Origin of the sequence: Pseudoalteromonas sp. McH1-42, from assembly GCF_022347845.1 — a bacterium.
Taxonomy (GTDB): Bacteria; Pseudomonadota; Gammaproteobacteria; order Enterobacterales; family Alteromonadaceae; genus Pseudoalteromonas; species Pseudoalteromonas rubra_D.
In genome coordinates this window covers 51,671-73,306 of record NZ_JAKRFU010000017.1, presented here as the reverse complement: position 1 = coordinate 73,306, position 21,636 = coordinate 51,671, and the positions used below count along the sequence as shown (strand labels likewise).

Below are 21,636 nucleotides of genomic sequence, written 5' to 3'. Positions count from 1 at the left end.
CCTAGTATGCGCATTTTGATCACTGAGGATAACCTGCAACTGGCCAGTTTTATCCAGCAGGCCATGACTAAGGAAGGCTATGCTGCCGATATTGCCACCAGTGCGGGTGCATTACATGATCAAATGGCCCTTTGGCACTACGACGCCATTATTCTGGATCTGGGTCTGCCCGACAAAGACGGACTGGATGTGATAGCAACACTGCGTGAAGCTGAAAACCCGGTGCCTGTCTTGATCTTAACAGCGCGCGGTAGTGTCGATGACCGCATTGCCGGGCTGGATTTGGGCGCAGATGATTATATTAACAAGCCCTTCGACATTGGCGAATTGCTCGCGCGTATGCGTGCTTTGCTGCGTCGACCGAGCCAGTATACAGGCACTTTGTTGTCTCATGGCAATCTCGCCCTTGACCCCAAATCTCGCAGAGTGACGGTGAGTGGTGAAAACCTTTCTATGGGTAAAACCGAAGTGGCTATTTTGGAATATCTGTTGCGCCATGTTGGGCTGACTGTTGGCAAAGATGCGCTTTACGATGCCATCTATGCGATGGGGTTTGAAGTCACCGATAACGCCTTGCAAGTCGCGGTTCACCGAATACGCAAAAAGCTCGATGGCACAGAAGCTGGCGTGACCATTAAAACGCTTCGCGGCATAGGATACATATTGGCATGAAGATCATTAAAAACTCGCTTGCTCGCAAGATATATCTGCACTTTATACTAATTGGCTCTGTCGTATTTACCGGCATTGGTGTGATCTTACATTTGTTTTCGATGAACTATGCCAACCTGGCGCTGGAAGTCAGTATGAAGGGGATGAGCGAAGATGTCGCAGACGCACTGCGTTTTGAACAGCAGCAGCTTATATATGCCCCCGATAGCGTGATTGAAAAATGGGGCTATGATGCCCTGTATAATAACTTTGCGTTTCGTGTTATCCGTGTTGCGAATAATGAGGTGTTGCTTCAGTCCGTAAGCAATGATCAAGGCTCGGCTGCGCTTGAAGCGCTGACTGGGGATATTCCGGTTGGGTATTCTCACTTAGCGGGCGTGGACCGTTTTCGTACTGAACTCACGTTGAATGGTCAGGCGCTGGTGCTGGATATGGCGCGCAATGATTTAATCACCGAACTGGCGAACGAAGCTGTGATACCGGCACTTAACCGGGTGACCGCCATTACCATTTTTGCGGCATTTGGGGTGTTTATGCTGGTCGGGTATTTGTCTGTGCGCTCTGTGGTGCAACCGGTAAAAACCGTGGCAGGTCAGTTAAAGCAGATCAAGCCGGAGCAACTGAGCTTCAGGCTCAGCAATGAGGGCCTGCCTTATGAAATTCAGCCCATAGTGAATTCACTTAACCAGGCAATGGAGCGGGTAGAGGCCGGCTTTGATGAGCAAAAGCGGTTCGTGGCAAACGCAGCCCACGAGCTTAAAACGCCACTGGCTGTGTTAAATACCCGGGTTCAGCTGGCCGATATTGCCCCCCAGATCCGCGAAGAAATCGTCAACGATGTAGCGTATATGACTCGGGTGGTTCAACAGCTACTGGACCTGTCTCGTGCGCAAAACTTTGTGGTGTATAACAAAGTACCTGTGAATTTGTCTGCACTGGCGCAGGAAGTATGTATGATGCTTGCCCCTTTGGCACTGCAGTTTGATAAAGAATTAAGCCTGGATGCGGACTCCGACACAGATCAGATCCTGGCTGACAAAGCCGCCGTGCACATCATGATCAAAAACCTGGTCGAAAACGCCCTGAAACACTCGCAGGATAACGCCAAAATTCAGGTAAAAGTGACCACTACCGAGCTGGAAGTCAGTGACAATGGCCCGGGGATCCAATCACAGTATTATGACCGTTTGTTTGAGCGTTTCTGGCGACAAGAGCAATCCACCCTGACCGGCAGTGGACTGGGCCTGTCAATTGTCAAAGAAGTCGTTGATTTTCACGATGCCAAACTTAGCGTTACTTGCAAAAACGAGCAGGGCGGTGCGAGTTTTAAAGTGGTGTTTACTCAGCGAAATGCTTAATGCGATAGGTTGATAAAGGTGAGCTGAGCAAAGATGTTACTGGCATTTTCTTTGGCTCCAGTACCAAGAAAGCTGTGGCAACACAGCTTCGCAGTTGTCATTGAAGGCAAAACTAACATTCTACAGCGTCATCCCGCACGGTTTTTGATTCGGGATCTGTTTATACGCAAAGTAATGATTCCTCTATGCAAGTTCAGGACAGGATCATAAACCAGTATACGAGTCGTTCGAACTCGCTTCGCGTCTCGCGCTCCCAACTCATAGAATATTCGCCTAAGCAAGTTCTCTTCTTAAGATTATGAAAGATATGATTTTATTCATGACTTTCATAACCAGAACCAGTGCCTCACTTACCTTGGGGCTTTATATTAGGCTTGAAGGCTGAAACTAGAGATGGTAGGTTTTTGATCTAATTATAATAAATTTTATTGGTGGCATGTTGGTTTATTGGTCAATGGCCTTATCCGCATTATCACTAATACACTGGTAGAAGCTACTCTACCTTTGTGCTTTGCTTCTTTGGATTAGCTTAAGGTAAGGCTAGATAAAGGTTAGACAAATAGTCGATAGTATTAAATGGGGAAGGGATTATGAATCCACATCAAAAATTCATTGCTGAACACAAATCTGAATTAGAGATAATAGTAGAGCACTGGGTTCCCAGAAGAAGTGCTTTCTTTCAAGATAAATATCGAGATGTGACCCGATGGCTCTGTAACTTTAGGCCGTCCCAGTGTAAGGCAGCTTTGACCTTGCTGAAAAATATTGAATACATCACTGATGATGAGATGCGAGATTATGTAAATATAGCAGCAAAGCACATAAAGAAAATATTCAGAGATGATCTAAAAGATGTTTTATTTTATCCACTAGAACTTTCATCTGCTTCAAGTGGTAGTCAGTTTTTATATCAATATGGAAAAGAGCTTGGCTTAAAAGAAAAGAACTTTAAATCTGATGATTTTAGAGCACATTTGAATCGCGATATAGATATTGTTTTTTTTGACGATATCATTGGTTCTGGTAATCAAGCAACGAAGTTCTTTAATAATTACCTGAAAAATGCAAGGGCAAGATGTCATTATGTAGCGCTTCTTGGGTTTGAGAACGGACAGGAAAATATTAGGCGAGATACTAATTTTAATAGCCTGCTCGTATGTCGACCTCTTTATGACGAATATATGGCATTCAGTGATAATTCGTACGTGTTCACTACGCAAGAGGAGAGAGAACTAGTCAAGGCAGTATGTCTTGAATGGGGCAAAAAATTATATCCAGCCCACCCTCTGGGATACGATGATAGTCAGGCATTGATTGTGATGCCTCATAACACACCAAATAATACATTACCGGTAGTATGGGCAGGGCCAGATAGTGAGTCCGATGAAGAGCTGCCTTGGCACCCTGTCTGGCCAAGAAAAAAGCAATTAAAAAAAAAGACTAAATCTTTCAACCCCCCTGGGGCCCTAGTTATTAGCGAATCCTTTTTTGAAGGCATAGCTGAAAACTTTCAGGAACACTTTGCCCCTTATCACTTTTATACGGCTAAATTAAAAGATGATTGTCAGTGGTATGGTATTGCTCAGCGTTGGGATATTAGGCGCAGCATTGAAGCAGATATTGAGCAACAGATCATAAAATCATTTCATGACGACGTTGATATGCGAGTAGCTTCTGTTGTGAGTGGGGCCGGAGGGTCAGGAAAGTCTACCTTACTTCGACGGATAGCCTTCAACTTGAGTAAATCAGAATATTCTGTAATTTGGCTGGAGGACATAGATGATTTTTTCATTAACGCTATGGCGGACATTCCATGGACACAAGGGAAATATTTAGTCTTTATTGAAGATTGGTACCGTTTTTCGGATAACTCTAACCACCTTAACGAACTATTTAATGCGCTTTCTAGTCATCGCTCCGTCAGACTGGTGATAGGAGATCGCTTTCCTGAGCAGAAGCCGTACTTAAAGTATTTATTCAATCCTGATAATAACCTATATAGCTTAAAACCAGACGAGAACCATGATCTACTGAGCGCTATTGTTGAAAGGATGCCGCAATGGAGCAGCACACATGAAATAATGTCAAAGAAGGAGGACTACAGTAAGTCAAGCTTGTTTCTTTTGCTATTCATTCTAGCCAGAACGGCAGGAGACGAATCGGCTTTATTTTCACTTGATTGCAACTTGATGAGTCATTATCGGGCGATAATTCAGAGCGATATTAAAAAAATATATGAGCAACACTCTGCACTTGCGAAAGCTTTGGTTTACTGGTCCTGGCTTTATAAAAATAACAAGACTTTACTCCATGAGAAAGACTTTTGTTACTTAGCTGATTTTTTTGATGATTCCACGAAATATGGCGCATATTTTAGTCTGGAAGGAAAAGGTGAAGTGAATGAAAGGCTGCGAAGTTATATTAATAGAAACAGTGAAAGCTATCTAAGTTTCAACCACGATACTCTGGCTGAAGAAGGTATAAGTTATGTAATAGTGCAGGGAATGGATGAAAGCCACTTCTTGCACCACCAGGTCTTGGATTTGGCTTTAGAAAGGTTTTCTGACAGGGTTACATCTAGCTTATTATTGAATCGATTATGCGAAGAGGGTTTTTTCAAGAGTAGAATTGAAAAGCTGTCCTATATTGAACAATTGGATAAACGGGGATGCAGCTTTGATGGTTACTTGCTCTATCTTATTAAAGGAAAAGACTTCAATCGTTCCGAAAAAATAATCAATGCAGTTAACCTGTTAGAAAGAAAATCAGCTTTGTCTGTACTGAGTCAAGGTACTATCTGTAGCTGTCTAAACTTATTGCAAGGGCACGAATCAGGACAGCAGCAGGCACTTCGTTTGCTGGAAAGGGATTCACCTGAAACGCCATTAAGTTCAGAAGTCACCTCCAGTTGCTTAAGACTTTTGAAAGGGCATGAGTCAGGTCAGGAGCAGGCGCTTCGTCTGCTGGAAAGGGATTCACCTGAAACGCCACTAAGTCCAGAAGTCACCTGTAGTTGTTTAAAGCTATTACAAGGGCTTGAATCAGGTCGGGAGCAGGCACTTCGCCTGCTGCAAAGTGATTCACCTGAAACGCCGTTAGGTCACCAGACTATCTCTAGTTGTCTGAACCTATTGCAAGGGCACGAGTCAGGTCAGGAGCAGGCACTTCGCTTGCTAAAAAGGGATTCACCCGAAACGCCGTTAAGTCACCAGACTATCTGTAGTTGCCTAAACCTATTGCAAGGGCATGAGTCGGGTCAGGAGCAGGCACTTCGCTTGCTGGAAAAGGATTCACCTGAAACGCCATTAAGTCCAGAAGTCACCTGTAGTTGTTTAAAGTTATTACAAGGGCTTGAAGCAGGACAGCAGCAGGCACTTCGTCTGCTGAAAAGAGATTCACCTGAAACGCCGTTAGGTTCGGAAGTTACCTGTAGTTGCCTTAAGCTATTACAAGGGCACCAGTCAGGTCAGGAGCAGGCGCTTCGCCTGTTGGAAAGAGATTCACCTGAAACGCCGTTAGGTCACCAGACTATTTCTAGCTGTCTAAACCTATTGCAAGGGCATGAGTCAGGCCAGCAGCAGGCACTTCGCTTGCTGGAAAGAGATTCACCTGAAACGCCGTTAAACCTGCAAGTTATCTGTAGTTGCCTCAAGCTATTACAAGGACACAAGTCAGGTCAAGAGCTGGCACTTCGCTTGCTGGAAAGGGATTCACCTGAAACGCCATTAAGCCCGCAAGTTATCTCCAGCTGCTTAAGAGAAGTGTATGCGCACCCAAAAGCGAAGCAGTATGTGATCAGATTATTTCAAGAACAGTCAAACTGGAGATACCTGAATTGGCATGTAGTGTATTATTCCCTGGTAGTTCATGCTCAATTTGAACTTTACACTCCGGTAGTCGCTGAAATTATCAGTGAATATAACCCAGGTAAAACGCCTCGGCATGTTTTTAATCGATATATTCAAGTCCTAAAGATGCCCTTTTTTCATGATCAGGTTTGGGTGAAAACAACACAGAGTTACTTAGACAACTGGCAAGAAAGCGGAAGGCTAATGCTGATTAGTGTACTTGAGGCTTACCAAAGTAAGCCGGAGTTGACCATTAATACTTGTCAGCAGATTCTGAAGTTCTGGGAGGGGGAAATTAATTATCGGCGCTACAGAGATAAGAAGGCATATACATGGAAGCACATTGCTCTGGCCATGGAGCATCCTTCGCTCAACAAAGAAGCAAGAGCAGTAGCCAGAGAAATGATCGCTTATGATTCAAATTATCCGGAAACACTACCGTCAGATCTGCTCTTACATTGCGAACAATATCTAAAGCCCGCTGGCGTATAAATTATTTTTCTAGCTAAGATATATAGTGCTGGTGAATTACTAAGAAATGATAAGTATTGTTTACTGAGTTTGGTCGAGCCATGCACAATTCTTTGCACCCATTCTCAACGGAGTTAGTTCTTCAGTCCTATATTATAGTGAAAGGTAAATTTGAAAATAGTACAGGCAAGAGATCTTATGTTTTTTATGCATTCAAGTTTAGTGACTTATAAACAATTGGGTAAGAGCGGTAGGGATAGAGAAGATTAAGAACTTTGTTGAATCTTAAAAAATATATAAAACTAATGATTATAAAGTCAAAGACACCAAAAAGCTTAGTTATTAAAATTCATCTTTAAAGCATGAATTGTCACAGAAATTGAAGCAAAATGGATGAGAGAGTAACCAAGTACCAATATCTGGTCAGTAAACGCAATGTGCAGGCTATGTGCTCAAGCGTTCGAAAGAGCCAGTTATCAATGGAGCTAAGTACAATGTTGAAAGTTATGAGTTTGGTGTTACTTTGTTTTTCTTTTCAATCCTCGGCCCTGGAGAAAGCATGTAATACGTTGCATTCATTGAATTGGCTGATAGGTAATTGGCATTCTGAAAATAGCAAATTGAAATTCAATGAATCATGGACTCGAATCAGCGAGAAAACATTTGAGGGCTATGGTCAAACATATTCCATTGTTGAGAACAAAGTGGTGAGTGCCGAAACTCTTCGCCTGGTTGAAATGTCTGGAGAGGTTTTTTATTTAGCTAAAGTTACCAGTAATACATTACCAACGGCATTCAAACTAACAAGCTGCTCAGCAAACTCCGCGATATTTGAAAATTCACACCATGATTTTCCTAAAAAGATTAGGTATCAACTGAATAACGATAAGCACATCACTGTTTATGTATCAGGAGAGGATGACAAAGGCTTTTCAATAGAGTTCACTGGTAAAAACGGCAGTGCTAGTAACTAGTGCTGAGTACAGAAAAGCAGTGAGTGGATCATTGAGAAGCTTGAGAGTGCCTGGCACTCCATTGAGTTTAGGGTATATTGGCTGAGACAACTACACTATTTGACCGCTAAGCTGTGATTTTACTCCATAGCTTGAATGTCACTTATTTCTGCCTGTCAATTATTAAAAAGTAGGTCTGAGGGCCTGTAGTGGAATACAAAGATGGTATTTGGGTGCACTTTACCTTGATAATTTAGAACTTGACTCTAATTAGGTTTCGCAGCCACCGCTTGCCAAATCTACCAATGCTAAGCATTGATCATTTAACGAATTCATTTTATGTGATTTTTATGAAATAGAGCGCTTGTATTAAAACTGCGCTTGGAAAAAATTTAGATATTTCCGGAAGCGCAGAAGGTTGGGCTTTAACCTGCGTCATAGATAGCCAGTATTATTTAGTTACACAGCCGTGCCAGCCACCATTTGTCCAACAAATAACAGGGTTTGATGGGTTGCATTGTGGATAGACAGAGATTTCTGCACCACCTGCAACTTGTGGTGTTGCTTGTTTAGCTAATTGATTGCTTTCATTCAATGTCTTTAGGTTTTTCTTTTTTAGTTGTACCTTCATTTTATATTTCCTTATTTTAGATTTTTTATTTTCTAATTCATCAAATGAACCCTGAACGCGATGCTAAAGCTGACTTTTGCTCTGCAATATGTCAGGGCCTGTTTGTACAATAACCAAGTTTTTTTGTGATGAAAAGTTATATTTTATTTAATTTTTTGGAATGATTGGTTTTTGCTTTTAGGCACAGTTTGTTATTTTGGTCCTTTAATGGGTATTTTAAATATATTTGAATTTAAGAAAGATGAAAAACATAGATACCCCGATGGACTACAGGTACCCTCAGATAACCACGAGCCTTCCGCTCAATTCGTTCCTGCTGGATATTTTTACTTTCTACCTGTGCTCTCTATTTTTGAGCGGTAAATATCAAAGTTTTCATAATGGAGGGTATTGATAAGGATTTTATTCTGGTACCAGTCAAAGTCGCTACTATCTGATGTCGCGATGAGGCGTTTGGTTTGTTTTCGCTCATCATACTGATATAGCGGATAGCGGCGTGCTGCTGCATGCTGCCATAGCCAGGTATTTGCCTGTTTACGTAAGTTGAAGCGATACTGAACAATCAATGGAACTTGCTTAATGGTGTCTGAGGTTACCGGTAAGTGAGTCAGACCGGTGAAATAGTCACCATTATTGTCCTGCCACACTGTATCTTCAGGTGTTTTAGCGAACGATACAAATTGCCATTTATGTTGGGCGCTATGAAGTTCATCTGTGCGAATATTGTAGTAATGCACTTGCCACTTATCTGCGCTTTTTATACTGAAGGCAATGCTGTCGTTGTCTTTAACTGAGAGCCCGGCGATCTGGCCATGCGGCACTTTAAGCGTTTTGCTCAGACCTGTTTGGGTGTCTATCTGGAGAAGCTTATTATGGGCTAAAGCGAAGATAAAGCGATTATCAATAGACCACTTTAAGTCAAGAATATGTCTGGCTTTGTCGAATTTTGAACGCATGCTTGTCGTTTTTTCCGCCAGATCGTAAATCCATATTTGTTCAGACCCAGAGGCCAGGCTGATATAAGCTACTTTTTGGCCATCATCGGAAAAACGCGCTAACCGCTCATCGACGGACGTTACCCCGAGTGCTGTTTGCTCGCTGCTATCTGAAAATAAATAGAGGATATTCTTGTCACGACTACCTGTACTGAACAGGTAGTCTTGCCCATTTGGGTGGCGTGCAGGAGTAGAAATTGAATGGGTGTCTGTGTAAATCACAGTCGGGGATTGGCCGTTTAAATCGTAGCTGACAAGTTGGTTAGCGGGATAGTCACTGGTTATAATGACTCTGTCTCCTGTATGGTTCCAGATTGCGCAGCACGCATGTTGATTGAGCGTGAATAACCGGGACAACTGATTTTGTGTAATGTCGAGTACAGACAGAGCTGGCCAGAATTGGGCATCCGGAGCTGAAATAAGCAGTAAGTTCCGGGTCGGGTGCAGATCAAACTGACTGTTGCGACCTGGCATGGGGAGGGGTTGCACCAGCCGCTTTTTTTCTCCGCTAGAGAGCCTTAAGCTGAATAAACTAAAAGGACCACCCTGATAAGCAGCTTCGCTGTATATCAGCAGATCATGATTATGCGTAAAGATAATTTTGCCATAGCTACCGGTGGGGCAATTGTGGATAAGCTGCGGTGGGCCTAATTTTCCCGCATCAAATGTCCTTAAATAGTACTGACAACTGTTTGCTGTGGTCGCAAGATAGACCAGTGCTTTGCCATCTTTTCGCCAATCCGCAGGCCCTTCCCATGTATCCGGTCCATGATCCAGGTTTACCACTTCGCCCGTTATGAGTGATTTGAGTTTCAATACAATGCTGTCGTTGTATGCTTCTGTAAACAATAAATACTGCTCATCGGGAGAAAGCCGGGGGTATAGCTCCAGTCCGGGTTCCCGAGTTAGCGCGCTTACCTCGTTTAGACGCTGTGGGTCAGCAGTTGGCATAGCCTGATGTAGGAAATAAGCGGCACCCAGAATGCATATAGCTGTCATTAAAATAAGTGTCGCGTAGGTAAGTTTAATGCGCGTCTCTTTTTCCTTATTCGATACTTTCGTTGCGTCATCACTGGATTGCAGGTTGCTCGTAATGGCGCTGATACTGGCAATAAACTGATAGCCTTTTTTTGGATAGGTAACGATGAATGCAGGGCTGCGGGGATCGTCATTCAGTGCCTTTCTGAGCTTGGTGATCACACGATTGACAGCGTTGTCAGTTACTATTCTTCCTTGCCACACATGTTCGATCAGATCGTCTCTGGAAATAAGTGTGTGGGGGTTTTGACAAAAGAAACTTAGTACCTCAGACACCATAGGCTCAAGTGAAATTTTTTGTTCTTCCCAGGATAAAGTCAGGGTTTGGTCGCAAAAGGTAAATTGTTCAATCTGCCAGCGCATGTTTTCTCATTATTATCTTAAGCTATTGATATTTCTTATAAAGATTTCTAGGCAGCAAAAGTCATAAAAAGTTTCACGCTCATCACTACTTTAATGCCAGCCAAAAATACACTGCCTGTGATTTATTAAACAGGAAATCAGGAATGCACATTTTATCGAAATTAGCTGCGAAAGTAATTGTTCTTACAACAGTTTTAGCTGTATTTGGCATGGCTAGTGTGTCATATGCGGCGGAGCATACTCTATATCCCACACCGGAAATACTCAAAAGCGCGAAGCCATCGGGAGAGCCTAACGAGGTATTGCTCTCAGATGCTGACAAGGTAATAGCAACACTGTTAAAGCAGGTCAATTTATTGCCAAACAAAGCAATGATCTCCTTATCTGCTGAAGAGCAGTTAAAGCTCAGCTTTATCAAAGGCGATGCACTAGACCCGGCTAAGCTGTTCAGAGCCGGGAAAATACAGACAAAGCTGGTACATTTTCAGCTATATCATGAGGCAAAGGCGCAATCGGGACAGGCAGTGAGCGAGGCACTGATGGCAATGATTAGCGCGAAGCTGGCTTCTTTCGACAACAAGGCGTTATACCAATTTGATCAGGTACTAAGTGCATTAAATAACAGGGCTCAAAAGCAGCTTTTACATGAGTTGATGAAGGTGAAAGACAAGGCGTTGCTCTCTGAGCTGGAGCTTATCAAACTTGCCGCTGACATCGCGGACTACCAGGTTAGTCAGCTGGTATTTACGGCTGCACAGCCGTTGATAAATGCCCGATGGCAAAAGGAGTATATTATTGAACCTGCGCTACTTGTGACAACGGCAGAAGGAATTGAGCATACCGTGACCGTGGTACGCCCTAAAAACACGTCTAAAGCATTACCAGCGGCATTTCAGCACACAATTTATGCGAACGAAAAACGGCATATCCGCACTGCGATATATGCTGCTATGCACGGGTATGTCGGCATAGTCGCAAATTCACGGGGTAAGCGTTTAAGTACCAATAAAATTGAGCCCTGGGAGCATGAAGGGCATGATGCACATCGTCTCATTGACTGGATAAGTAAACAAGCCTGGAGCGATGGCCGGGTAGTCATGTATGGTGGCAGTTATAACGGGTTTACTCAATGGGCTGCGGCTAAATATCATCATAAGGCACTTAAAGCCATTGCTCCTTATGCCGCAGCCCATCCCGCATTGGGGCTGCCGATGGAAAACAATGTCTTTCTAACAGCCAATTATCAGTGGGCATTCCATGTAACAAATAACAAAACTATGGATAACAGAGAATATGCGGATGGCGCTCACTGGCACGGAGTAAATCAGACTTTATTCAAAAGTGGCCGGCCATTTATGGACATAGATAAGATAGAAGGGCGGCCTAACCCCTTATTCCAAAATTTGTTACGTCATCCCGCGTTTGATGAGTACTACAAAGCTATGGTGCCTTTCGGGCAAGACTTCGCCAATATCACCATTCCGGTTTTATCTGTTACGGGCTATTTTGATGGCGGGCAGATCTCGGCCATACACTACCTGACAGAGCACTATAAGCATAATCCTGATGCTGACCACAGTTTGCTGATCGGGCCCTATGACCATTGGACGGCGCAGACTGTGCCTGATACTCATGTGACGAACTATAAACTAGACTCTGTTGCGGGCCTCAAAAACACCGAAAAAGTTGTCTTTGAATGGTTTGATCACATCCTGAATAACCGCCCAGCCCCTGAGCTTGTGCAAGATCGGGTTAACTATCAACTTATGGGTGATAACAGCTGGCACCATGTCAAAAGCTATGCGTCACTTAATCAGCAGGGGATCGATTTTTACCTGGGGCGGCCCGGGTTGCAAGAGTTAGTAACGCAGCCACCAGAAGTGCTGGGAAAACACACTCAACTAGTCGATCTTGCTGACAGAAACGTGCAGCACAATATTGATTTTACGAATATTATTCAACCTGAGCTTCCCGGTGAAACCGGGTTGGTGTTTATATCCGAGGCGTTCGAACAAGATATGAAGTACGCAGGCGCACCGACGGGCCATTTCTCTATTTCGATCAATAAGCGCGATGTGGATATTGGATTTAACCTTTATCAGATACAGCCTGATGGCCGCGCATTTCATTTAGCTCATTACCGTAGCAGAGCCAGTTTTGCACGTGACAGTTCAAAACGTCAGTTATTAGTGCCGTATCAAAAAACCAAAATCCCTTTGGTGAATACACGTATGAGTGCCCGCAAATTGACCAAAGGTAGCAGAATAGCGCTGGTTCTGGATGTGAATAAGAACGAGCTGGCACAAGTTAATATGGGTACAGGCATGAACGTCAGTGACGAAACGATTGCAGATGCAAAAGAAAAGTTGCAACTGAATTGGTATACGGACAGCAAAATCCATTTACCCATCACAGCAATGGAAAAGGTGATTTCAACGGAATGATATGTCATATTTGTTCTGGACTCAGGGAAAAGGTGCTGGTAATTATGGGTTTTTTATCGACAGTCCAGAAGCACCTTAACGTGTGAATAGGGGCGTTAAAAGTTCACTCTGAATTGTATAGTCAGAGTGTCTTTTATATTTTGACACGAAACTAAACTCGCCAGGATAGACATCCCGTATATACTATTTGGTCCGGTCCTTCTGGGCCAAATAGCAGTGGCTTGAGTTGATGGTAAGTTATTGTTATATAAGAACCTGAGTTAGCGTTCTGTTAAACATAGCTTTGCAAAATAATGAGATTGATGTACTCACTGACATATTTTTTAAAATGTCTAAGGAGCGGGTTATGGAAATAAATTACGGGTATGTTTTTGTCGCTATCAGTTTTAATACTGAACATGTTGGTATCAGTCTTATTGGCAGAAGGCATGATCTGGAAAGGTTTCAAAAAGTCGCGCAAATAATCATAATTTGGCTAATCCCAGTTGTGGCTGCCATTGGTTTGTGGGCTTTTTATAAAAGCCATGACGGTGAGATTAAAGCTGATAGTAATAACTTTGGTGGAGGTGCACAGCATAGAGGTGTTTCTTGAGGTGATTAATGAGTAGAGAAGACTTGCTCGTTACTCTTAACTTTCTTTTTATATTGCTGTTTTCTAATTTCCCTTATAAAGGTGATGTAATATGAAGCGTCTTACGATTTGTTTGGGGGTAATGAGTTTCTTTTGTTTTGCCGGTAAGCCAATGACCCCGTCTAAAGCCTATCAAAATGCTCTGTCGCCGGAAGAAAAATCGATAACTCTGGAATATGAAGTCCTATTGAAAAAAGAGTTTTTCGAGCATTTAGATGTCTTATCTGCTGAAAAGCTCGAGTTGTTGCTGAAGTTGAGAGATTCAATCATATCGGACGGCGCTACTCGCTCACAGGCCCTGATTGATATCAGGATTGCTCACGAAGCGTTGGCTGTTTTTCGCTTTATCAGTACACGTGAACTGACAGAGTATCAAAGAACTGTACTCAAAAAGCTGGAGAGGTCAATGTCAGAAAACAAGTTAGAACTTTCAGATAAACGGCTAGAAAAGAAAATAGACAGGTTAAAAGAAGCAATGTAGCTCTATATCTTTAAGCGCAAATCTTGAAGATTTCATGGACATCCATTCAAATGCGCCTCAGGAAAGTAAACTCGGAAAAGGGGCTGACAAACTCCCCGGTTAAACAGCATCAAGAGGCAGGCACTCAATAGTCGAACAGGAAAGCAAATAGCATGCTGCAGAGAGTTCAGGGTACCCGGTCCACGTTAGTATGTGAAGTCATCACTAAAAATGCCAAGTGGTAAATTTATTTTGCGAGTCTTTTGATATGGGCAATATGCCTGTGTTACTGGGTATTTTTATCGGCGTTATACTTTATAGTGGCAACGAGTCCACTTTTCTGCTGACAGCCATTAATTGGGTGAATGAGGTGGTTGAGTTTAATTTCGTTTTTGATAAGCACAGTCCGTTGTGCTTGAGGCAATTTGTCTTACCGGCTCTGACTATGGTTCAATACCAAAATGACCACAGCTGGATTAAAGGCTTGTTGATAAATTAGCCCTAAATTATGTAGTTGAGGCAAACTTGCATACTTATTTTGAAAGTCATTTTGATACAAGTGCCGACGTCTTTGTTTGGCTATTCCCTTATATTTTTGTTTTAGTCTTACTATACAAAGTCCCTTTCTTTTTGAATATCTTTAGTGAGTTACTGCGTATCTCTAACAGAAGGCTGCTGGGGTCATGCAGCTTATTCGGGCTTTTGCTATTTTGGGTTCAGTTAACAGCTTATCGTGAAGTAGCAGGTTACAGAGACCTCGTAGAAGACGGCAGTTTTACTGTCTTAGAAGGATGCATTGAAAACCTTCGGGTGATTGATGCCAAAAGCAGAGGTGAGTCTTTTACTTTAAAAAATGTGACGTTTAGTTACAGCGATGCAGCAACCAGTCCGCTGTTTTTTGCGAACAGACAGTTTGAAGATGGTGTCGTGAGAGAAGGACGCTGCGTCAAGGTCTTCTACATTGGTGAGGGTCGCAATAATAAGATTTTCAAGATCCAGTTGCTCGACTGACATGCTCATATTGTGTGAGGATAGTGACCGCTAAAGGGCGTTATGTTCTGAAAACCTACTAACGGTTCACATCCTCTGTTAGCCAGGTAAACCAACTATGGTTATGCAGATTATAATTTTTACGGACCCCCATACAAGTTTGCAAGCATAATGCTCGAGATAGTGAACGTAATCTGGTAACGCATTTAGGTAAAGTCGAATGGAAAGAGCGAGTAGGCTGTTATTAGTGATCACCAGCGAAATTTGAAATGTATCGTCAGGGTGCTACGCGGATAAGTCTCCGGTTCAACCTGCAGCACACTGAATCGAAGGTCAAAGTGAAAGTATTTAATAAAATCACATGGTAACTGCTAAAAATAAGGTGACATCCTGACAGGAAGTAAATTCTGGCTTCGCGGGCAAACCGCGCCAGAGCAAAATAGTTGGCACGGGCGCGGCTCTCTTTAATAACTGGACATATCACTCAATAGCTTTTGTGTGCTGCATTGACGTTGTGTTGTTGAGTGACTCGTTTAAAGGGCTACCGTCACAGTAGCTCACTGGCTGCCAGGCGTCATATTGGCCTGATCTGTCGGGTTGAAATCCATAGCTCCAGTGCCTGGCTCGATAAATGATTCCATTGTACGCCACCGGCGCATCACCTTGGCGGTAGGCTTTGTCGTTTTGCCATTCTTGCGCTGCGCATCCGCCAAATTTGTATCCAAGCGTGAAAGGGATAGAGAGCTTGCGGCCAAAGTCTGGTTGCAGTTCATGGGTGACCGTTTTTTCGTCTAAGTCATAGGACAGGTTCAGTGCGCCCTGGCCCTTACGATTATTGAAAAAAGGAAAAGCCAGGCCATCTCTGGCAGAGTCATACACAACTAGCTCATAACATCCCGCCGGTTGTTCAAGCACCAACTCATGCCACTGCTGTGCATTGAAGGTGTGCCAGGACTGTATGATATTTTGATGCCTGTCACGTAACTCTACTTTGGTTTCATCCGGAATTTTACCGGTCAGAATATTGAGCTTGGGTGTGTTGAATAATGATAACGGCATATGCATTAGGGCGTTAGCATCATTATTCGCCATGTTTTCATCTCCTGAGACTTCAGCACTGACTTTAATACGCGCAGTTTGTGTATCGAATTGGCCAAGATAGCGGGTAGGGATGCGCACTATTTTAGTGTCGCCGGGCTTGAGGTTACCCTGCCAGTCGTAAAAATACTGCTGTCGCCCGGCAATGCCATAGTGAAAACGTACTGCATGGATGTCGGCGCTACCCATGTTCTTGATTTCAGCTTCAATGGCGCCGCACTGTATGCCAAATCGCTCAGGAGTTTGTGCATTGGGCGATACAATACGGGTTAGCGCAATATCGGTGGTCGCCGGTTTATTTGCATAGGTAACCAGCACAGCATTAACAATGTAACGTGGTGCTGTATTGCCATACTGAGAGGGTTGCCAGCTGTAACGTTGCCAGTCCAGATCAATCGTGTTGTTTGTTTGCGTGGTATCTATGTCATAACTGAATGGGATAACAGATTCACCAGGACACCAGTTGGAACGGGCGAAAATATAGGTGCCTCCCTGAGGGAAGGTCGCACTCATATCGCAATCTTTTCGCCATAGTTGCTGTTTTACAATAGTGTCGTTGTTGTGCTTAATGGTAAAGAAGCGGTCGCACCATTCTCCGCACAGCTCCGGCTCACCTCGCGGGTTATCAAATGACAAAGCATGGCCGTGGGAAGACACGAACATTTTTATTTCGGCGTGCTGTTCATTGGCCTGAAACTGAAAGGCGCGTTGCGTTAGCAAGGTATCAAAGTACTCTGAGGTTTTGTATGGCCAGCCTTCAGAGCCCGATTCATACAGCGGTATAGCCCTCAGAACCTCTTGCTTGTTAAATTGGGTGTCAGAGTGTAGTTTTGCTGAAATCCCGAATGCTGACTGTTTGGCTCCCCAGCCACCATAGTGAACATTAAAGTGTCCCTTTCCTTGTAGCACAGGGATTAAATGCGACACATCAAAGGTATAGGTACGCCGCCAAGTGCGGTCAAAACCATGCATAGCGCGTTGCATATAACCCGCATAAGGTGTGATCAATCTGCCCAGCTCATAACTAGTACCGTCTTTCTGCCATTCAAATCGCACTGTGTAGTCCCAGTCGCTGCAGCCCTGACTCGCGCAGCCGAGTTCTATTTCAAGTAAGTGCCGGCCAGTATTCTCCTGACTCGCCAGTTCGACGGCAAATGTATGATCACCATGTTTGGTAAATGAGGTGAATGGCGTGAGCAGCTGCTCTTTGGCAAGTGCGGTAGTGCAAAACAGCAAAAGACAGATAAACCCGATTTTCATCTTTAATCCTTGAGTGTTTTTTTACAAATATTTTACCACTGTGCCACATAAGGATACATAGGCATATCAACTTTTCGGATTTGAGCTTGAAAATTATTAAAGTGGACTGGACTCTCGACACCAGAGCTTATAAAGGAAGAGTGAAGGTGGCTTTGTGCTTTCTCTGAGTGTAAAGGGTGTTGGACTTATCAGGTACACTGCCATTTACTCCTCTGGCTTTTTTGCAGCCTCGGCAGTTCAAAAGCATCTTGGCTCCGAGCGAAAGCCTATCTTAATTGATGACAATTCGAGTTGGTTCTAACTGTATTACAATCAGCTGCTTGGTGCGTATTTTGGGCTATCTCAGCTTAGGTAGCACTGTTGCGGGTGATTGGTTGGTGCAAAGTGAAAATACCGACCACGAGCGTCTCAATAATGTAGATTATCGCTCATAACCTTTAAATCGGCGCATTAAAATTGTGTAAATACTGTAAAAAATGGCAGTGTGATGGTCAGTTCACAGCTACTATATTAAAAAATTGGAACGATCCATTTGGGTGGGAATCAGTAATGAAACAAAACAAAGTGGTCAGGCATCTGGCTTTAGTATCAGTATCATCCGCTATTTTAGCTGCGTGCGGGCAGGCACCCAGTCAAAGTGCTGGTACGCAAGTATCAGCAAACTCTAACTATGTCACAGACGTTGTATCCTATGTGGATCCCTTGATTGGGACAAAGGGGCCGTTTAACCACAGGCAGGCCGGTAATGTGACGCCGGGTGCATTGGTGCCATTTGGGATGTTTAATTTTGGTCCTGAGCATGCGTACACTGAAGATTTACTGGCCGAATCTGAAGGGATCTCAAAAAAAATCCTGCAGGAAAAGAAACGTGTTCCTGTATCCCCAGGGGGCTACAATTATCAGGCTAGCCGTGTAAAAGGGTTTTCCTTTACGCGCCTGTCCGGAACCGGCTGTTTAGGCGCCTCAGGTGATATTCCTGTGATGCCATTTACCAAAGACATAACGTTTTCTCCTGCAACTGATCCAATTAATGCCTACTACAGCGCTGGTTTTAGCCATGATAATGAAACTGCCACACCGGGTTATTATCAGGTTGGCTTAGACAATGGTGTGAACGTTGAACTTGCCGCAACAACTCGCACGGGAATTGCAAACTTTACCTTTGACCAGGCAGACAACGCCAAGCTACTTTTTAGAACCTCATACTCACAATTGGGTAGTGGCGATGCTTATGTCAAAGTCGATGCTCAAAAAGGCGAAATCACAGGGTATGTAACCTCAGGAAATTTTTGTGGTTATCTTGGCGAGCACAACCAAAGAGACTATTACACGCTGCATTTCGTCGCTAAGCTGGATAAAGCCATTGCTGGTTCGGGTGGCTGGAAGGATGATGAGGTATTTACGGGGCAAGACTCGGCCAAAGGTGGAATGGGCTACGGCGATAATGGTTGGCCGGATATAGGCAAAGGTTCAGGTGTTTGGGTTGACCTGGATATGGAGGCGGGTGAAACCGTGCAAATGCGTGTTGGCATTTCATACGTGAGTCTTGATAACGCCAGAGAGAACCTTGAAAAAGAACAGGCAGAGCAAAGTTTTGCGCAGGTTAGGGCGCAGGCTCAGGCGGCTTGGGAAAACACGCTTTCTAAAGTGAAAGTGGAGTCTGACGATACCAGCAAACTCAGAGTTTTTTATACTGCGCTGTTCCATAGTTTGTATCATCCCAACATCTATTCAGATGTGAATGGTCAATATGTCGGGTTTGATCAGCAGGTTCATACTGTTGAAGGGACTCAGACGCATCAGTATGCCAACTTCTCCGGGTGGGATGTATACCGCTCTCAGCTACAGCTCGTTACTTTGTTAGACAAAAAGCGTGGCAGCGATATCGCTCAGTCATTGTTTAATCAGGCGAGCCAGTATAACGGCGTATGGGACCGCTGGACCCACAACGCGGGAGCAACCGGCGTCATGAGTGGTGATCCGTCGACAATCGCGATTGCAAACTTTGTGGCATTTGGTGCTGATGATTTTGACGTGACAGGCGCGTATGACTCATTGTACAAAGCCGCGACAGAGCCTACAGCGTTCGATTTGTCTGAGGTTGGTTGTCCGGTATTTTGTCGTGGCCAAAAACCCTCTTTGGATCAATGGCAGCAACTCGGATATATTTCAGACCAATCTAACAGCTGGGAAGGGGCATCGGAAACACTGGAACAGGCATCAAGCTATTTCTCCTTGTCTCAGCTGGCAGTACGCCTGGGTAAGCATGATGACGCTTCGCGTTTTGTGAATGAGGCAGGAAACTGGCGCAATCTCTACAACCCGTCTGCCACTGAGTCGCTGGGCTATATTCAGGGGCGCAACAAAGATGGCAGCTGGAAAGACGAGTTTGACCCGTTTTCTGGTCATCTATTTGTCGAAGGCAGCCCGGCTCAGTATTTATGGATGATCCCGCATGATGGGGCAGGACTGGCAAAAACCCTGGGCGGTGACAAAGCCATGATCCAACGACTGGACAGCCATTTCCGCAAACCTGATGGCACCTGGGTGTTGTATCGTGATTCAGCGGAGTTTTCAGATGTCTCAAATCAGCCATCCATTTTGTCACCCTGGATGTATCTTCATACCTCGGAGGCTTATAAAACACAGCAAACGGTGCGCGAGACAATGAAGCAGCTATGGCTGGATGCGCCTGATGGTATTCCAGGTCAGGACGACTTGGGTCAGATGTCTTCCTGGTATGTGTTCAGTAGTCTGGGACTTTACCCTAAATACCCGGGCCGTGCCGATCTGGTTTTGTCCAGTCCTCAGTTTAAACGTGCTCGCATTGGCAATCTGACGTTGAACGCACCGCAAGCATCAGACACGCATATTTATATTGATGCGCTTAAGGTCAATGGTAAAGTCAGTCTGAACAGTTGGATTGATGAAACCTATATTAACCAGCCTGTCACTTTGGATTTTTCTTTAAGTGAAGCGCCTAACAAAGCGTTTGGTGGGGCTGCTGAGCACAGGCCTCCGAGCTATGCGCCTTCTGTTCAATAACTGCAGTGTGAATAAGGTTGCAAACTTGACCAGAGGTAAGCGCGCCTCTGGCTAACAAAGAACATTCCCTATCAAAGCCCCGTGCCGTTTGCCGGGGCTTTTTTACCCATAAAGTCGTGTCATACTCAGATTTTATAGGGCAAGGGTTAGTGCATTTATTTTGCTGACGCCTTTATTTACCTGTTTTAACCTCGAACAACAGGATCTGACTCAGCTGCTTGCCATGTACGTTGAAATTATCATCAGACACCATGAGTAGGCTTATATTGCCATTGGCAAGCCGGGGACCAAAAGTCATGCCCTCCAGATTATCAATGTGTTTCGAGCCCAGTTGATGCTTAATACTCGCCATGTTTAATAGCAAAGTTTTATGAGCAGGGCGAACGGATTGCTGGTTGAGCGAGGCTACCCGGCTTGTATCGGTTACATTTTTAAAATCAACGAGGTAGATGCTGACGTCGTTCCCGCCGTCTGCTATACCCGCCGTGTATGAACGCTCCATGGTGAGCAGTTGATGTTCATTTACCTGTAATATCTCGACCAGGCCGGTAGTGCGAAACGCATCGGGTTTTGCCTCCGGGCGATTCACCATAGGTTCCAGGTAGTAGGCGAACTGTTTTTGCATACTTTTTGAGGTAAAGTCAAAATAGGAAATGCGGACCAGGCTACCGTGCTCAATATTGGACTCTTCACCATCTTGCTTGAGTGCACCTTCCGCAGACACCCAAATACCTTTGCCTGAGTGTGCGACAGTGAGCCCTTCGAAGACGGCATTATGTCTGGGCCCGCTTGTTTTACTGATCTCGAACATTTTCGGTAGTGTAAAGTTAACTAAACCTTGTTCAGTCTGCATGAAGATAGCCGGTGCATGTTTATATTTAATGCTGCCTTCGCTGGTCCAAATGATGTCTTTGCCATTCGGCGCGATTCGAAGGCTTTCGGGATCTACAACACCTGAACGGGTTTGTTTGTTTACCAGCGGTAGGGATTTTTCGAACTTAACCTGTTCAATTTTTTGATCTTTAATCGCAATATTTGCCTGGAAATAGCGCGGCTTTTTAGAATCATCGGCGATTAATAAATAGCGTCCATTGGTGTATTCAATGCTAGATAATCCACCGACTTTGTCTTCGTCGACGCGTAGATCAGCCGGAACAATAAACTCATCTAAAAACTCGAGCTGCATAGCGGCTGAGTTTGCGAAAAAAGGGGTCAGTAAGGTCAGGAATAAATAACTGCGCATAACGTCATAACTACAAAATAACAGGACACAGCAATATACGCGGGTAATATGAACTTTGCATCACAAAGGTGAAAAAATAATGTCGTTGGGCGGAATTGCTCAACGGGGTTGGTAATATTTTACAGGTACATTGTTT

General features: G+C 44.1%; 13 protein-coding genes. 9 read left to right on the top strand and 4 right to left on the bottom strand.

What is annotated here, in order from left to right:
* Positions 1–6 precede the first annotated feature (6 nt).
* The 4 genes from MHN31_RS15775 (at position 7) to MHN31_RS15760 (ending at position 7,323) form a co-directional block, all read left to right on the top strand.
* The gene (locus MHN31_RS15775) at positions 7–672 is read left to right on the top strand and encodes a response regulator transcription factor (RefSeq protein ID WP_194868661.1); all 666 of its coding nucleotides are present in this window, start codon (positions 7–9) and stop codon (positions 670–672) included.
* Complete coding sequence (locus tag MHN31_RS15770) at positions 669–2,030, top strand: ATP-binding protein (protein ID WP_239444716.1); 1,362 nt, start codon at positions 669–671, stop codon at positions 2,028–2,030. The genes MHN31_RS15775 and MHN31_RS15770 overlap by 4 nt, the downstream gene beginning before the upstream one ends.
* Before the next feature lie 590 nt (positions 2,031–2,620).
* On the top strand, positions 2,621–6,370 hold the full coding sequence (locus tag MHN31_RS15765; protein ID WP_239444715.1) for a hypothetical protein: 3,750 nt from the start codon (positions 2,621–2,623) through the stop codon (positions 6,368–6,370).
* Positions 6,371–6,843: 473 nt separating this feature from the next.
* Positions 6,844–7,323 carry a DUF6265 family protein gene (locus MHN31_RS15760; RefSeq protein WP_239444714.1) on the top strand — a complete coding sequence of 160 codons (480 nt, stop codon included), beginning with the start codon at positions 6,844–6,846 and terminating at the stop codon, positions 7,321–7,323.
* Between the two features lie 430 nt (positions 7,324–7,753).
* Here MHN31_RS15760 and MHN31_RS15755 read toward each other — a convergent pair whose 3' ends face one another.
* Entirely contained in the window at positions 7,754–7,933 is a 180-nt protein-coding gene (locus MHN31_RS15755; protein ID WP_239444713.1) for a hypothetical protein, read from the bottom strand.
* Between the two features lie 326 nt (positions 7,934–8,259).
* Positions 8,260–10,329 carry a winged helix-turn-helix domain-containing protein gene (locus tag MHN31_RS15750; protein ID WP_239444712.1) on the bottom strand — a complete coding sequence of 690 codons (2,070 nt, stop codon included), beginning with the start codon at positions 10,327–10,329 and terminating at the stop codon, positions 8,260–8,262.
* A 209-nt stretch (positions 10,330–10,538) separates the two neighbouring features.
* On the opposite strand from MHN31_RS15750, the gene MHN31_RS15745 reads away from it, so the two are divergent.
* The 4 genes from MHN31_RS15745 to MHN31_RS15730 all read left to right on the top strand — a co-directional run bounded on the left by MHN31_RS15745 (position 10,539) and on the right by MHN31_RS15730 (position 14,875).
* Positions 10,539–12,773 (top strand): CocE/NonD family hydrolase, encoded by a 2,235-nt coding sequence (locus tag MHN31_RS15745; protein WP_239444711.1) that lies wholly within the window; start codon positions 10,539–10,541, stop codon positions 12,771–12,773.
* 346 nt (positions 12,774–13,119) lie between these two features.
* The gene (locus tag MHN31_RS15740; protein ID WP_239444710.1) at positions 13,120–13,365 is read left to right on the top strand and encodes a hypothetical protein; all 246 of its coding nucleotides are present in this window, start codon (positions 13,120–13,122) and stop codon (positions 13,363–13,365) included.
* A 91-nt stretch (positions 13,366–13,456) separates the two neighbouring features.
* Positions 13,457–13,885 (top strand): hypothetical protein, encoded by a 429-nt coding sequence (locus MHN31_RS15735; protein ID WP_125563741.1) that lies wholly within the window; start codon positions 13,457–13,459, stop codon positions 13,883–13,885.
* 504 nt (positions 13,886–14,389) lie between these two features.
* Positions 14,390–14,875: a hypothetical protein gene (locus tag MHN31_RS15730; RefSeq protein WP_239444709.1), complete on the top strand. Its 486-nt coding sequence runs from the start codon at positions 14,390–14,392 to the stop codon at positions 14,873–14,875.
* Positions 14,876–15,334: 459 nt separating this feature from the next.
* On the opposite strand, the gene MHN31_RS15725 is transcribed toward MHN31_RS15730, so the two are convergent.
* Positions 15,335–17,212: a peptide-N-glycosidase F-related protein gene (locus MHN31_RS15725; RefSeq protein ID WP_239444708.1), complete on the bottom strand. Its 1,878-nt coding sequence runs from the start codon at positions 17,210–17,212 to the stop codon at positions 15,335–15,337.
* 549 nt (positions 17,213–17,761) lie between these two features.
* On the opposite strand from MHN31_RS15725, the gene MHN31_RS15720 reads away from it, so the two are divergent.
* Complete coding sequence (locus MHN31_RS15720) at positions 17,762–20,257, top strand: GH92 family glycosyl hydrolase (RefSeq protein ID WP_239444707.1); 2,496 nt, start codon at positions 17,762–17,764, stop codon at positions 20,255–20,257.
* 172 nt (positions 20,258–20,429) lie between these two features.
* Here MHN31_RS15720 and MHN31_RS15715 read toward each other — a convergent pair whose 3' ends face one another.
* The gene (locus MHN31_RS15715) at positions 20,430–21,500 is read right to left on the bottom strand and encodes an esterase-like activity of phytase family protein (RefSeq protein ID WP_239444706.1); all 1,071 of its coding nucleotides are present in this window, start codon (positions 21,498–21,500) and stop codon (positions 20,430–20,432) included.
* Positions 21,501–21,636: the final 136 nt, after the last annotated feature.

Bases quoted from the DNA above. Each gene is read 5' to 3' on its own strand.
- MHN31_RS15775 (WP_194868661.1), top strand. From the start codon at position 7: ATGCGCATTTTGATCACTGAGGATAACCTGCAACTGGCCAGTTTTATC.
- MHN31_RS15770 (WP_239444716.1), top strand. From the start codon at position 669: ATGAAGATCATTAAAAACTCGCTTGCTCGCAAGATATATCTGCACTTT.
- MHN31_RS15765 (WP_239444715.1), top strand. From the start codon at position 2,621: ATGAATCCACATCAAAAATTCATTGCTGAACACAAATCTGAATTAGAG.
- MHN31_RS15760 (WP_239444714.1), top strand. From the start codon at position 6,844: ATGTTGAAAGTTATGAGTTTGGTGTTACTTTGTTTTTCTTTTCAATCC.
- MHN31_RS15755 (WP_239444713.1), bottom strand. From the start codon at position 7,933: ATGAAGGTACAACTAAAAAAGAAAAACCTAAAGACATTGAATGAAAGC.
- MHN31_RS15750 (WP_239444712.1), bottom strand. From the start codon at position 10,329: ATGCGCTGGCAGATTGAACAATTTACCTTTTGCGACCAAACCCTGACT.
- MHN31_RS15745 (WP_239444711.1), top strand. From the start codon at position 10,539: ATGGCTAGTGTGTCATATGCGGCGGAGCATACTCTATATCCCACACCG.
- MHN31_RS15740 (WP_239444710.1), top strand. From the start codon at position 13,120: ATGGAAATAAATTACGGGTATGTTTTTGTCGCTATCAGTTTTAATACT.
- MHN31_RS15735 (WP_125563741.1), top strand. From the start codon at position 13,457: ATGAAGCGTCTTACGATTTGTTTGGGGGTAATGAGTTTCTTTTGTTTT.
- MHN31_RS15725 (WP_239444708.1), bottom strand. From the start codon at position 17,212: ATGAAAATCGGGTTTATCTGTCTTTTGCTGTTTTGCACTACCGCACTT.
- MHN31_RS15720 (WP_239444707.1), top strand. From the start codon at position 17,762: ATGAAACAAAACAAAGTGGTCAGGCATCTGGCTTTAGTATCAGTATCA.
- MHN31_RS15715 (WP_239444706.1), bottom strand. From the start codon at position 21,500: ATGCGCAGTTATTTATTCCTGACCTTACTGACCCCTTTTTTCGCAAAC.